The sequence below is a fragment of the Lacrimispora amygdalina genome (assembly GCF_003432035.1).
Classification (GTDB): Bacteria; Bacillota; Clostridia; order Lachnospirales; family Lachnospiraceae; genus Lacrimispora; species Lacrimispora amygdalina.
Genome location: NZ_QOHO01000101.1, coordinates 1 through 12,726, shown reverse-complemented (window position 1 = coordinate 12,726; position 12,726 = coordinate 1). Strand labels below are relative to the sequence as shown.

General features: G+C 41.8%; 12 protein-coding genes. 3 read left to right on the top strand and 9 right to left on the bottom strand.

Going from position 1 to position 12,726, the window contains the following annotated elements; genetic code table 11:
- Positions 1-2: 2 nt before the first annotated feature.
- Together DS742_RS24935 and DS742_RS24930 are read left to right on the top strand one after the other, a co-directional pair.
- Entirely contained in the window at positions 3-713 is a 711-nt protein-coding gene (locus tag DS742_RS24935) for a response regulator (protein ID WP_117419640.1), read from the top strand.
- A gap of 379 nt (positions 714-1,092) precedes the next feature.
- On the top strand, positions 1,093-2,499 hold the full coding sequence (locus DS742_RS24930) for a sensor histidine kinase (RefSeq protein ID WP_117419639.1): 1,407 nt from the start codon (positions 1,093-1,095) through the stop codon (positions 2,497-2,499).
- A gap of 73 nt (positions 2,500-2,572) precedes the next feature.
- Here the strand turns inward: DS742_RS24930 and DS742_RS24925 are convergent, their stop codons facing one another.
- The 3 genes from DS742_RS24925 to DS742_RS24915 form a co-directional block, all read right to left on the bottom strand.
- The gene (locus tag DS742_RS24925; protein WP_117419638.1) at positions 2,573-3,979 is read right to left on the bottom strand and encodes a M56 family metallopeptidase; all 1,407 of its coding nucleotides are present in this window, start codon (positions 3,977-3,979) and stop codon (positions 2,573-2,575) included.
- 28 nt (positions 3,980-4,007) lie between these two features.
- Positions 4,008-4,412, bottom strand: a complete 405-nt coding sequence (locus tag DS742_RS24920; protein WP_117419637.1) for a BlaI/MecI/CopY family transcriptional regulator — start codon at positions 4,410-4,412, stop codon at positions 4,008-4,010.
- An 82-nt stretch (positions 4,413-4,494) separates the two neighbouring features.
- Positions 4,495-4,971: a hypothetical protein gene (locus DS742_RS24915; RefSeq protein ID WP_117419636.1), complete on the bottom strand. Its 477-nt coding sequence runs from the start codon at positions 4,969-4,971 to the stop codon at positions 4,495-4,497.
- Between the two features lie 232 nt (positions 4,972-5,203).
- On the opposite strand from DS742_RS24915, the gene DS742_RS24910 reads away from it, so the two are divergent.
- On the top strand, positions 5,204-5,380 hold the full coding sequence (locus DS742_RS24910; RefSeq protein WP_242996796.1) for a hypothetical protein: 177 nt from the start codon (positions 5,204-5,206) through the stop codon (positions 5,378-5,380).
- A gap of 152 nt (positions 5,381-5,532) precedes the next feature.
- Here the strand turns inward: DS742_RS24910 and DS742_RS24905 are convergent, their stop codons facing one another.
- From DS742_RS24905 to chvE, 6 genes are all read right to left on the bottom strand, one after another.
- Positions 5,533-6,894 carry a PhoH family protein gene (locus DS742_RS24905; RefSeq protein ID WP_117419635.1) on the bottom strand — a complete coding sequence of 454 codons (1,362 nt, stop codon included), beginning with the start codon at positions 6,892-6,894 and terminating at the stop codon, positions 5,533-5,535.
- Positions 6,895-7,041: 147 nt separating this feature from the next.
- Positions 7,042-7,317 (bottom strand): hypothetical protein, encoded by a 276-nt coding sequence (locus DS742_RS24900; protein ID WP_117419634.1) that lies wholly within the window; start codon positions 7,315-7,317, stop codon positions 7,042-7,044.
- Between the two features lie 10 nt (positions 7,318-7,327).
- Positions 7,328-8,389: a GntR family transcriptional regulator gene (locus tag DS742_RS24895; protein WP_242996794.1), complete on the bottom strand. Its 1,062-nt coding sequence runs from the start codon at positions 8,387-8,389 to the stop codon at positions 7,328-7,330.
- Between the two features lie 45 nt (positions 8,390-8,434).
- Positions 8,435-9,601 carry a multiple monosaccharide ABC transporter permease gene (gene mmsB / locus DS742_RS24890; protein ID WP_117419632.1) on the bottom strand — a complete coding sequence of 389 codons (1,167 nt, stop codon included), beginning with the start codon at positions 9,599-9,601 and terminating at the stop codon, positions 8,435-8,437.
- A gap of 2 nt (positions 9,602-9,603) precedes the next feature.
- Positions 9,604-11,151, bottom strand: coding sequence for a multiple monosaccharide ABC transporter ATP-binding protein (gene mmsA, locus DS742_RS24885; RefSeq protein ID WP_117419631.1), 1,548 nt, complete (start codon positions 11,149-11,151; stop codon positions 9,604-9,606).
- Between the two features lie 79 nt (positions 11,152-11,230).
- Positions 11,231-12,418 (bottom strand): multiple monosaccharide ABC transporter substrate-binding protein, encoded by a 1,188-nt coding sequence (gene chvE, locus DS742_RS24880; protein WP_117419657.1) that lies wholly within the window; start codon positions 12,416-12,418, stop codon positions 11,231-11,233.
- Positions 12,419-12,726 lie beyond the last annotated feature (308 nt).

Below are 12,726 nucleotides of genomic sequence, written 5' to 3'. Positions count from 1 at the left end.
TTATGGCAGAGAAACAGCGGATTTTAATTGTGGACGATGACAGCAATATTGCAGAACTCATTTCCCTATATCTTTTAAAGGAATGCTACGAAACAGAAATCGTTGGAGACGGAGAGGAAGCGCTTCGGGTCTTTCCTGAATTCAAGCCCAACCTGGTTCTGCTTGATTTAATGCTTCCGGGTATGGATGGCTATCAGGTCTGCAGAGAACTTCGAACCGGATCCCAGGTGCCCATTATTATGCTGTCAGCAAAGGGCGAGGTGTTTGATAAAGTACTTGGTCTGGAGCTGGGCGCTGATGACTATATGATTAAACCCTTTGATTCCAAAGAGCTTGTGGCGCGGGTGAAGGCAGTCTTAAGGCGGTATCAGACATCTCCCGCTGCTGCCGCTTCCCACACAGACCAGCAGGGTGACTATGTGGAATATCCGGATCTGATTGTAAACTTAACCAACTACTCCGTTATTTATATGGGGCACTCCATCGAAATGCCTCCCAAGGAGCTGGAACTTCTTTATTTCCTTGCTTCCTCTCCCAACCAGGTATTTACCAGAGAACAGCTTCTGGACCATATCTGGGGTTATGAGTATATCGGCGATACCAGGACCGTGGACGTGCACATCAAACGTCTGAGAGAAAAAATAAAAGACCATTCGGGTTGGGCACTTTCCACTGTATGGGGGATTGGGTATAAATTTGAGGTCAAGAGGTAATTTCAGTGGACTAATAAGAGGCTGCCGCAAAATGAATTTTCATAAAAGATTAGGTGCCGGTCAGAAGACCAGAAACCATATCTGGAAGAATCTTGCATTTTGCGGCAGCCTCTCTTTTAAGTTTCATTTAACTGTCATTTTTACCTGGGTGATTTGTTCTGATTTCTGACTATATCATTTAATAAGCGAATCACGATTGGAATAATAATAATGAACCACAATAGCTCATGCCTGAAAATGGTTTTTAGCCTGCTACTCCAGACTAATGAAAATAAGGAATGACATGAATACGAAAAAGATGTATACTTGTTGCATCAGATAACCAAAAATATATATCTACACATTTATATAAAACGCTATTGTTTGAGGTGAACATAAAATGACACACTCCTTGTATTACAAATTTATTATGGGTTACTTACTCTTCGGTCTTCTTGGTTTTGTTACCATAGCCTCCTTCTCTTCAAGGATCACGGACCAGTACCTCCTCCGCCAGCAGTCTGAATGTCTGTATGACGAAGCCAATCAGATTGCCACCTCCTTCAGCAGTATGTATCACGGAAAGGATATGAAGCTTTCCTCATCCTATCCGGGACTCGTGAATGAAGCGGATTATCTCCATGCCCGCATATGGATTGTGGACCGCCAGGGTAAGATCGTATCCGACAGCCTGCAGCCAGGTAAGGAAGGGGATATGATAGCGAACTTTGATCCTACCATTATGGGGAATAAATCCTACACAATCGGCAATTACTACAATGAATTTTCTTACGATGTATTAAGTGTTCATGCCCCCATAACAGGAAACTATACCACTCACGGATATGTGGTCATTCATCTTCCCCTGTCTGATTTACAGTCCCAGAGAAACGGTATTTTAAATATTGTATACATTACCTCAGCGGTAGTATTCGGTTTTTCTCTGATTATCCTGCTGGTCTTTACAAAAAATGTTTATATCCCCCTGAAAAAAATCACAGCCGGAGCCAATGAATATGCCCAGGGTAATTTAACTCATCATATTGATGTAAATACAAGGGATGAGATGGGCTACCTGGCCGCCACTCTAAATTACATGTCCGATGAGATCAATAAGATGGAGGAATACCAGAGGACCTTTATTGCTAACGTTTCCCACGACTTTAGGTCCCCTCTTACTTCAATCAAAGGTTACTTAGAGGCAATACTGGACGGCACAATTCCGCCCCAGATGCATGAAAAGTATTTAAACCGGGTTATTTCTGAGACGGAACGGCTAAATAAGCTGACTCAAAGCATGCTGACTCTTAATTCCCTTGACTGCAAAGGATATTTAAACCGGACCAATTTTGATATTAACCGGGTTATTAAGGACACCGCTGCCTCTTTAGAAGGTACCTGTAATACAAAGAACATCACCTTTGACCTTACCTTTTCTGACAGCATTCAGATGGTCCATGCAGACCTTGGAAAAATCCAGCAGGTCCTTTATAATCTCATTGACAATGCCATCAAATTCAGCCATAACGATTCCACCATTTACATACAGGCTTCCAGCAAGTATGAAAAAATCTTTGTCTCCGTTAAAGATACGGGAATCGGTATTCCCAAGGACAGTATTAAAAAGATATGGGAACGATTCTATAAAACGGATCTTTCCAGAGGAAAGGACAAAAAAGGAACCGGACTTGGCCTTGCAATCGTCCGGGAGATTATCCAGTCTCACGGAGAGAATATCGATGTGATAAGTACAGAAGGGGTAGGGTCCGAATTTATTTTCAGTCTTCCGAAATCAACTAATTTATAGGCAGTTCCTCATAATAAAAGATAAGGCAGATATAATCAGACTCTTCATTTGTCTGATTATATCTGCCTGTTCTCTACCTGCTCAGCCATTCGCCGTTACGTGATAGCACATATTGTTTTCCGTCGATTTCCAGGGTTGTATTCGTAACCATGGCTCCCTGCTTATCAAAATAAAACCATTTTCCATTATAATTTAACCAGCCAGTGACATAGGAATGATCCTTTACATAATACCAGCGCTGATTATTTATATACCAACCGTCCGGGCGGTCCGTTTGATTCCCGGCTTCCGTTGTCTTCTTTGCAGGTACAGCATTCGATTGCAATTCTGCCATTGCACCGTCAGCTCCTAATTCATGTCCTTCTACAACAGTATTTTTTAATTTTACTCCATGGTTATCATAGTAATACCAGTTTCCATCTGATTCAACCCAACCGGCTGTAACATCATCCATAAGAATATTTTCTGCATTTAAGGCATGGACAGGTATGTTATTCGTAAGTATTACAAAGGCAGCCACTGTACATCCCAATACAGCGCTTGCATTTATCTTATAAGATCCCTTTTTAAACCCTTTTATTAACCAGATTCTATCATGTATCTGGGTTTTTGTTTCAAAAAATACCGGTAATTGCGAATAGTGACGTGTATCTCTATATAACTTCGAAAGATTTAAAAGAGTCATTCCATATTCCACATTCTCTTCTTCATTCAAAAGTTCAAGGACGCAGGCATCACAGGCACATTCTCTGCATAGATTCATCTTCTTAACTGCGATCCACACAAATGGATTAAACCAATGGAGGAAAAGTGCAAGGATTCCAAAAAAATTATAGATCAGATCTTTCCTTTTATAATGTATTAATTCGTGCAGGAAAATGTAGGAGAGCTGATTTTTATCATTCATATGCAGCACATATGATGGAATGTAAATCCTGGGTCTTAAGATTCCTGATATACAGGGACTTTTTATGTCATCACACAAGTATACCGGAATCCTGGTTTTTATATTACACTTATTAATCAGATTATCGATCTCAATATCACATGGGGAGTCTTTTGTCTTTTTGTTAAATTTAAGCTGAGATACAATTAGAGATAAGGTTAAAAAGCTAAAACCGGTAAACCAGATAACGGTCACTGACTTAAATAATATCAAACAATAATTCTTATTTTCATCCACCGACGCTGAAACTTTGCCGAAATTTTCACCCGTATTTCGCTGATTGTTATCTACGTTTAAATCAGACTGATTAGTCTTTCCAAAGTTCTCCTGTAATGTACTAAAAATATTTGTATCCGCGTCCCCGCAAACAGGTATGAGTATTTTTATTAGCACCAGAATCCATATCCAGTTTTTTACTCTTATACTGATTTTCTTATTAAATATCTTTAAAACTCCAATAACCATTAAAATAAGAATGCTTCCTGTCAATGAAGATTTTAAAACATACAAAAAAACACGAACTAACCAATCCATGAGCGGATCACCTTCATCGTATCAATTTTCACTTTAGCGGCTCCTTGTTATCAGATGAATTTTTTACCTTTTTGTCCTTAAGAATACTTTCCAGTTCCTCGATCTGCTCCAGTGACAATTCTCCATCCAAAAACTTTGTAAAAAGCATATTCAGGGCACCGTCATAAACCTTTTTCAGGAAAAATTCATTCTCTGATCTGATACATTCCTCTTCAGAAAGCAGAGGATAATAGTAATAAACTCTCCCCTTTTTTTCAAATCCGATGGCTCCTTTTTTTATAAGCCTTGTTATAAAAGTTTTAATTGTCTGCGCTGACCACTTCATTTTGTTGGATAACTGATGAATGATTTCTTCTGAAGTTAATGGATTTGACTTCCATATTAATTTCATAATTTCCCATTCTGCCTCAGATATTTTAGGAAGTGTGCTCATTTATATAACTCCTTTTTTATGGTCTACATTTGTAAATTTCCTTTTAAGTTTATACCTGTAAGATATTTTTGTCAATTCAGAATTATGATTCTTTATTGGTACACTTCCCCGTTTCTGAAAATATATAATCTTTGCCTTCAATTTCTATCGTCGTATCATTAACCATTGCACCCTGTTCGTCAAAATAATACCAGCTGTCTTCCACGTTCAGCCAGCCTGTTACATATGCATGATCTTTAATATAATGCCATTTTGGTTCCTTCTCTTCATTATTTACGTACCAGCCATCAGGCTGATTCAGCTGCTCCTCCATAGACACAGTTTCTGTATTTAATGCATCATCATCCTGTGACTCAACCATTGCACCATCAGCGCCTAACTCATGCCCCTCTACAACCGTGTTCTTTACCATAACTCCCTTGTCATCATAATAATACCACTTCCCGTCTGATTGTACCCATCCGGTTGTTTTGGAATTACAGGCTGACATTAGCAAAACCGCCGTTAATACTATACCTGCCAAAGCTGTAATCATTATTTTTTTTAATACAGTTTTCATGTGATTCTCCTTTTTATTCAATCTACAAATGTAAACTATTAATTTAGTTTACATTTGTAGATTGAAATTGTCAATATCTTTTTTTATTTTTAACCAATTAAAAAGGCAATCCACATGCTTCATATTATCACGATTATCACACACAAAGGACATAAATCAGGGCTTGTGTCAAAAAAATATAGAATGAATATTATGATATTGTAAACAAGTATTTGAGGGGCGCGGTGCCGTTATGAAAGTACAGGAAAATGCATTAGAAGAATTGAAAGAAGACGTATTAAGATCTATAGAGGGGAAATCAGAAGTTGAAAAAAGGGAATTCTTAAGGAAAAAATTTAACATTGATTGGGACATCCCCAGATGTTGTGAACGCAGACCATGTAAAACATGGTACGCACTTCAACCATGAGAATACAGTTTTTTTAGGTTCCTGCCATTGCGGTAATAAACAAGTAATTCTTTATTATACAATTACCTTTAAAGATTAATAATCTTGCCGGCTATTTATGTATTTAAGGTTTCCCTGGTTCCTTTGCCGGGGAAACCTTTTGGTAATTGAATCTACATTCGCTTTACTGCATCCATTGCCAGCACAGACCTCTCACACTCCTCTGCCTGCAGGCTGATCTGCCAGCACAACGCGCTTCCTTTCATATGTTCTGCGGCATAGCTGAGTCCATTGGTCCGCTCATCAAGAAACGGGCGGTCAATCTGATTGGGATCCCCGAGAAGTACTATTTTGGTACCTTTCCCGGCCCGGGTTATGATTCCCTTTACCTGATTTGGCGTCATATTCTGGGCCTCATCGATAATCAGATAGGTCTGTACTATAGATCGCCCACGGATAAAGGTCAGGGCTTCTGTCTTAATCAGACCTCTGGCAAAAATTTCTTCTATTTTTCCAGCCAGTTCATCCTCATTCTCATATCGTTTTTCCTCATTGGAATCAATGAGCTGTTCCAGATTGTCAATCACAGGTCTCATCAGAGGGGAGATCTTCTCCTGCTCATCTCCCGGAAGAAATCCGATGTCGGAATCAAACTGGGCATTGGGCCGGCTGACGATAATCCGCCGGTATTCCCCTGTCGGATTATTCAGAAGCTTTTCAAGCCCTACAGCAAGAGAGTAAAAGGTTTTTGCAGTCCCTGCCATGCCCTTAATAATGACTAACGGAGCTGTTTCGGCCGGCTGCATCAGGGCTTCCTGGGCGAAATACTGCCCTGCATTTCTGGGTGACACCCCGTAAGGCCTGCTTTTTAAGTAATCAAGAGGTACTATTTTATCTCCATTTACTCGTCCCAGCACCGTTTTTTTCGTTGACTGGTCCGCTTTTAAAATCACAAACTGATTCTCCCACAGCTTAGGGCTGATCCTTGCACCTGACTGGTCGGTTATATATACCCGGTCTGCCATAATTCCTTTTTTCTTGAAATCCTTAAAATTTTCTTCCGGAGCAAAAACCTCGATTCTTCCTGTGTATTGCTCCTCTCGTCCGGATACCTGCTCGGTTGTAAAATCCTCCGCCCGAATCCCGATGATCTGCGCTTTAATACGAAGCAATATGTCCTTTGTTACCAGTACAACCTCTCCCTCAAGCCCCTTGCAAACCTTGAGAATGCGGTTATCCATTTTGTCATCGGGAAGATCCGCAGGCAGCACAACATCTACAAAGTTTTTTTCAATTCTTATTGTTCCTCCATGCTCCAGTTCCACTCCTGTCAGTAAATCTCCCTGATGACGCAGCTGTTCCAAAAGCCTTATGGCTTTTCTTGCATTGGCACCTGTTTCGCCCTCAGCCTTTTTTAAATGGTCCAGTTCTTCCAGTACTGCTACCGGAAGGACCACCCGGTTATCCTCAAAGCAATTGATGGCGTAAGGGGCCTGAATCAGAACATTGGTATCTACCACATAGGTTTTTATCATTTACCGGACTCCTTTGCAATTTCAGAAACTTTGGTTTCTGTAAATCCGATTATACCCTTTTCCAATTACTGCTGTAACCACAGTTTCGTAAAAGTAATGTAAAAACAGATTCATTTTTCTGGAATCCGGTTCCAGATATTCTAAATTTTATTCTATATGCTCCTGTTCGTCTTCCCCCAATGGTTCTGTCCCGGCTGGCCGTTTTATCAGTATCTTTTTTAATGACCAGATAATCAGAGCTGAACCCGTAATAAAAAACAATGTCATAAAGACCAGCTGGATTATGTTTCTGGACCCGGAAGAGATCAAAAGTTCCGGCACCAGCTGAAATGCCAGCCAGACTAAATATCCTCCCCCCGCCAGCCTTAAAAACAAGGTGACAGGTGCAGGCGACTCCCCCTGCTTCTTCTTATCTTCACTCATGTTCCCTCTCCTATACTCTGACGCGGATGGAATTGCGTTCCACTGCCTCAGAATCAAACAGATAATTCCCATCAAAATAGGGATTCTCAATCATCCGAATCATGTTTTCTGCCGCTTTTTTACCCAGGGCCTCCATTGGGTGGGGAAATGAAGTAATGGAAACCTCACCCAAAGATGCAAGCTCCGAATTGTCAATACTAACCAGGGATAGATCTTCTGGAATCAGAATCCCCCTCTTCATGCAGATTCCTGACAGCAGATAAGCCACCTCATCATTATAACAGACCAATGCCGTACAGTCCTTTAACCGGTTAAAAAGATAATCGGACCAGGCTTCCAGATCATTCTGGCTCTCCGAATCAATCCAGACGATCCCCCTCCTGTCAATGCCGAGACCAGCCTGCTTCATTGCCTTTATAAATCCCAGGTAACGAAGATGTCCCTGACCGTCATCACATTTAAAGATGCCGCCGATTCTACTGTGCCCTGCACGGATCAGATACTCAACAGCTTTCCTGGCCACCAGTTCATCATGCAGTGCCACACAGGGGAATTGCAGCTGTGGATAGCTGCTGTTAAAGAACAGAACGGGAAGCTGCCGTTTCGCCAGCCTGCGGTAGGAATCCAGATTCGGATTAGGCAGCGCACTTTTCGCCGGTTCCACGATCAGCCCGTCGATGAACCCCTTTTCCAGCAGCTTATCAAGAATTTCTCCTTCTTTTTCAATCCTGTTTCCTGTAAATGCGACCTGCATGGTATAGCCGGCTTTTGATAATGTCTTTTCAATCCCTTTTAAAACGGGAGGAAAAATATAGCTGTCCACATAGGTGCTGATCACAGCAATATTCTGGTATCGTTCCTTTCTCACTTCCCGGATTCCCACGCCTAAATAGGTTCCGCTTCCCCGGATTCTGGTCAGCATATTTTTCTGTTCCAGCACATCAATGGCATGACGGACGGTCTGCCTGCTCAGTTCAAACTCACGGCTCAGTTCATTCTCAGACGGCAGCTTATCCCCTGTCTTAAATACTCCGCTTTGAATCTGCTCCATGACCCACTTTACAACCGCCATATATTTTGCTTCCTGAGACTGCATCTTTTCTCCCACTGTCTTTTATTATTTTTTCCTTTTGGATATTAAGTCAACCGTAACTGCACCTAATAGTACAGCACCTTTTACGATCTTCTGAATATCCGTGGACCAGCCGTAAAGAGACATGCCGTTGTTTAAGATTCCCATGATAAATGCTCCTACAACCGCTCCTATGATGGTTCCGATTCCTCCTGAGGTGGCAGCACCGCCGATATAACAGGAAGCAATGGCATCCATCTCAAACTGGTCTCCTGCCTTAGGCGTTGCCGATGCATTTCTTGCGGAAAGAACGATTCCTGCAATTGCACACATGATTCCCATGTTGGTATATACCCAGAAAAATACTTTTTCCGTATTAATACCGGACAAACGGGCTGCTTTTGCATTTCCTCCCAAGGCATAGATCTGCCTTCCTGCCACAGTCTTGCTGGTAATAAAATGATATAAGGCAACCAGAAGTCCCATAATAACAAGGACAAAGGGAATTCCGTTGTAACGAGCCAGTTTATAGAAGAAAAACCACACAATAACCATGATTACGCCCACCTTGACAGCCGTCTGCCACAGGGGATTGACAGGAAAATCGTATTTCTTTTTTGTTTTTATACTTCTGATTTCCGATAGGATAATAAAGACAAATGCGATGAGTGCCGCACCGATGGATACCAGATCCAGCGTTCCCCCTCCAAAGGGAATTTTCACAGTTGGAAGAAATCCTGCGCCTATGTAGGTATAATTTGCCGGAAGCGGACCTTTGGTCTGTGCCTTTAGCAGAGTGTAGGTAAGTCCACGCCCCATAAGCATGGTTGCAAGTGTTACGATAAAGGGAGGTATGGAAAGCTTTGAAACAAAAAATCCAACGAACATACCGGAGAGCGTACCAATGGCCAGTGCTGCCAGAATTGCCACCCACATGCTGGTTTTATAATCTACGATCATAATTCCCACAACCGCTCCGCACACGGCGACAATGGAACCTACCCCCAGATCAATATTACCGGTCAGAACACAAAGAAGCATGCCTACCGCAAGAATTACAATATAGCTGTTCTGCATGATTAAATTGTTAATGTTTGCCGGAGACATGTTTTTTCCGCCGGTCATAGCCGCAAAGATTAAGAAAACCACGATTAGAGCAAGAATCATACCATACTGCTTCATGTTAATATTAACTGTTTTATTCTTATCCATCTTTATTCTTCCTTTCCGTTGTCTTCCATGATACACTTCATAATCTTTTCCTGTGAAACCTCTTCCCTTGTAAGTTCTCCGCAGATATGCCCTCCGTTAATGACATAGATGCGGTCACAGGTTCCGATTAACTCCTGAAGCTCTGATGATATGACAAGAATGGCCTTTCCGGCCTTCGCCAGATCATTGATGACACAGTATATTTCATACTTGGCTCCAATATCAATGCCCCGGGTGGGTTCATCAAGTATCAGGATATCAGGCTGGGTCAGCATCCATTTGGCGAGGACGACCTTCTGCTGATTTCCTCCAGACAGAGAACTGACTGACTGGTTGATGGAATTAGACTTAACATTAATTTTTTTCCGGTAGTTTTCTGCGGAAATAATTTCATCATTTTTGTTAACAATTCCTTTTTTGGAGAAGAAGTTTCTAAGAGCTGCCAGCGTCATATTCCCTTTCACAGTGTCGATGAGAATCAGTCCGTAATTCTTACGGTCTTCCGAAACATATGCCAGCCTGTTGTTAATGGCATCTCTCACATTCCTTATAATGACCTGCTTCCCGTTTATTTTTATAGTTCCGCTGATTTTCTGCCCATAAGATCTCCCGAAAAGACTCATCGCCAGTTCCGTTCTTCCTGCACCCATCAGTCCGGCAAATCCCACCACCTCACCGGCCCGCACATGAAAGGATACATCCTGAATCACATGGCGCTCAGGATCGTCCGGATGATAAGCATTCCAATTTTCCACCTCAAATATCTTATCTTTTATATCACTGGTCCGCTCCGGATAACGGTTGGTCAGTTCCCGTCCTACCATTCCCTTTATGATCCGGTCTTCACTGATCTCATCTTTCCCTTTATCCAGAGTCTCTATGGTCTTCCCATCCCGGATAACGGTAATGGAATCCGCGACATAACTGATTTCATTCAGCTTATGGGAAATCATAATACAGGTAATTCCATGCTTTTTCAGTTCCAGCATAATGTTTAAGAGGCGCTTGCTCTCTTCATCATTCAGCGCTGCCGTAGGTTCATCTAAAATCAGAAGTTCCACCTGTTTGGCCATTGCTCTTGCAATTTCAATTAACTGCTGCTTGCCAACTCCAAGACTGCTTACGGGGACATTTAAATTTTCATTGGCAAGCCCGACTTTTGCCAGCATTTCCTGTGCCCGCTTATGGGTTTTGGTCCAGTCAATCACGCCCTTTTTCCCTGTCTGCTCATTTCCCAGGAAAACATTTTCTGCTACAGACAGATATGGGCTTAATGCCAGCTCCTGATGAATGATTACAATGCCCTTTGCCTCACTTTGTTTAATGTTATGGAACTGGCACACTGCTCCGTGATAGACAATATCACCGCTGTAGGTTCCATAAGGATAAACGCCGGAGAGTACGTTCATAAGCGTAGACTTCCCGGCACCGTTTTCTCCGCAGAGAGCATGGATTTCCCCGCGTTTCACCTTGATATTCACATCATCAAGCGCCTTTACGCCATAAAATTCTTTTGTGATGTGATTCATCTCCAGGATATAATCGGCCATCTTTCCAACTCCTTTTCTTTTTATCCTTCACGAAAACAGGCGGCAGTCTTTTCCACCGCCGCCTGTATGTACGTCTCTGCTACTGTGCCAGCTGTTGTTCTGTATAATAACCGCCATCAATAATAATCTTTTTGTAATTGTCCTTGTCAACCGCAACCGGTGTACACAGATAAGAAGGAACTACCACCTTACCGTTGTTGTACTGGGTTGTATCGTTAATCTCAGGTTTTCCGCCTTCTAATACTGCCTGAACCATAGTTACACATTTTTCAGCCAGAAGTCTGGTGTCTTTATAGATGGACATGGTCTGATAACCGGAGATAACATTTTTCACTGCCATTAATTCTGCATCCTGACCAGTTACTAACGGCCAGTCAACGCCTACTTTATAGCCTGCTCCCTCTAATGCAGCCTTGCAGCCATAAGCAAAACCGTCAAATGCGGAAGCACAGATATCAAGCTTTTTGTCTGCGTAGAAGCCGGTTAAGTAGTTCTCACAGTTCTGCTGAGCCGTTTCCTGAGACCATCTTAAGATACAGGTATCTTCAAATGAAGTACGTCCGGATTCGCATTTTAAGGTTCCGTCATCCAGATATGGCTTTAATACTTCCATCAATCCGTTATAGAGGAACAGTGCGTTGTTATCATCAGGAGATCCCATAAAGAATTCAATAGTATAGGATTTGCCTTCTGCTTTTGCCTTATCCAGTTGCTTTGCTTCTTTGATGTACTCACCTATGGCTGTACCTACGCCCTTATTATCAAAAGTTGCATAATAGGAAACAGCGTCTGTATCCATCAGCAGACGGTCATAGGCAATGATTGGGATTCCGGCACTCTTGGCCTGAGCTTCCACGTTGACCAGAGCTGAGGAGTCGATGGAGGCAATCACCAGGCACTTAACTCCGGAAGCAATCATGTTCTCAATCTGGGATACCTGCATCTGAACATCATCCTCTGCATACTGCAAATCCACCTGATATCCAAGAGCCTCCAGCTGTTTCTTCATGTTTGCACCATCATTGATCCAGCGCTCAGACGACTGGGTCGGCATAGCCACACCTACTTTTCCGCCGCTTCCTGCTGCTTTAGCTGCTTCTGTCGTGGCTGCAGCTGCAGCGGTTGTCCCTGCTGTGGTTTCCGCTTTCGTCTCTGCTGCTTTGGTTCCCGCCTCTGTGGTTGCAGCTGTCTGGGAAGTGCTGCATCCAAATAATGCAGATGCCGCCAACACTGCACTAAGCATGACTCCAAGTACTCTTCGTTTCATCATTTCATACCCTCCTAATAATATCATTTTTAGTATATACAATTTGCACATAAGGCAAATATGTATTTTGTTTGATTCGACATATTATGTCGAATTATAGCAGATGCTTCATGTGATAATTGTTACAATATCTTTTTACTATTAAATATTTATGGTTAATTTTACCAAATTCAGTTATAAATCAAATATATAATTTCATCAATGTTTTGTCAATACATTTTTTAACTTTTTAAGTAAATTTATTAAGTTGTATGTAAAACTTTATTGTTATAGCGGTTTGTGATCGACAATTTTCGACTTATATTTAA

Bases quoted from the DNA above. Each gene is read 5' to 3' on its own strand.
- DS742_RS24935 (WP_117419640.1), top strand. From the start codon at position 3: ATGGCAGAGAAACAGCGGATTTTAATTGTGGACGATGACAGCAATATT.
- DS742_RS24930 (WP_117419639.1), top strand. From the start codon at position 1,093: ATGACACACTCCTTGTATTACAAATTTATTATGGGTTACTTACTCTTC.
- DS742_RS24925 (WP_117419638.1), bottom strand. From the start codon at position 3,979: ATGGATTGGTTAGTTCGTGTTTTTTTGTATGTTTTAAAATCTTCATTG.
- DS742_RS24920 (WP_117419637.1), bottom strand. From the start codon at position 4,412: ATGAGCACACTTCCTAAAATATCTGAGGCAGAATGGGAAATTATGAAA.
- DS742_RS24915 (WP_117419636.1), bottom strand. From the start codon at position 4,971: ATGAAAACTGTATTAAAAAAAATAATGATTACAGCTTTGGCAGGTATA.
- DS742_RS24910 (WP_242996796.1), top strand. From the start codon at position 5,204: ATGAAAGTACAGGAAAATGCATTAGAAGAATTGAAAGAAGACGTATTA.
- DS742_RS24905 (WP_117419635.1), bottom strand. From the start codon at position 6,894: ATGATAAAAACCTATGTGGTAGATACCAATGTTCTGATTCAGGCCCCT.
- DS742_RS24900 (WP_117419634.1), bottom strand. From the start codon at position 7,317: ATGAGTGAAGATAAGAAGAAGCAGGGGGAGTCGCCTGCACCTGTCACC.
- DS742_RS24895 (WP_242996794.1), bottom strand. From the start codon at position 8,389: ATGGCGGTTGTAAAGTGGGTCATGGAGCAGATTCAAAGCGGAGTATTT.
- mmsB (WP_117419632.1), bottom strand. From the start codon at position 9,601: ATGGATAAGAATAAAACAGTTAATATTAACATGAAGCAGTATGGTATG.
- mmsA (WP_117419631.1), bottom strand. From the start codon at position 11,151: ATGGCCGATTATATCCTGGAGATGAATCACATCACAAAAGAATTTTAT.
- chvE (WP_117419657.1), bottom strand. From the start codon at position 12,418: ATGAAACGAAGAGTACTTGGAGTCATGCTTAGTGCAGTGTTGGCGGCA.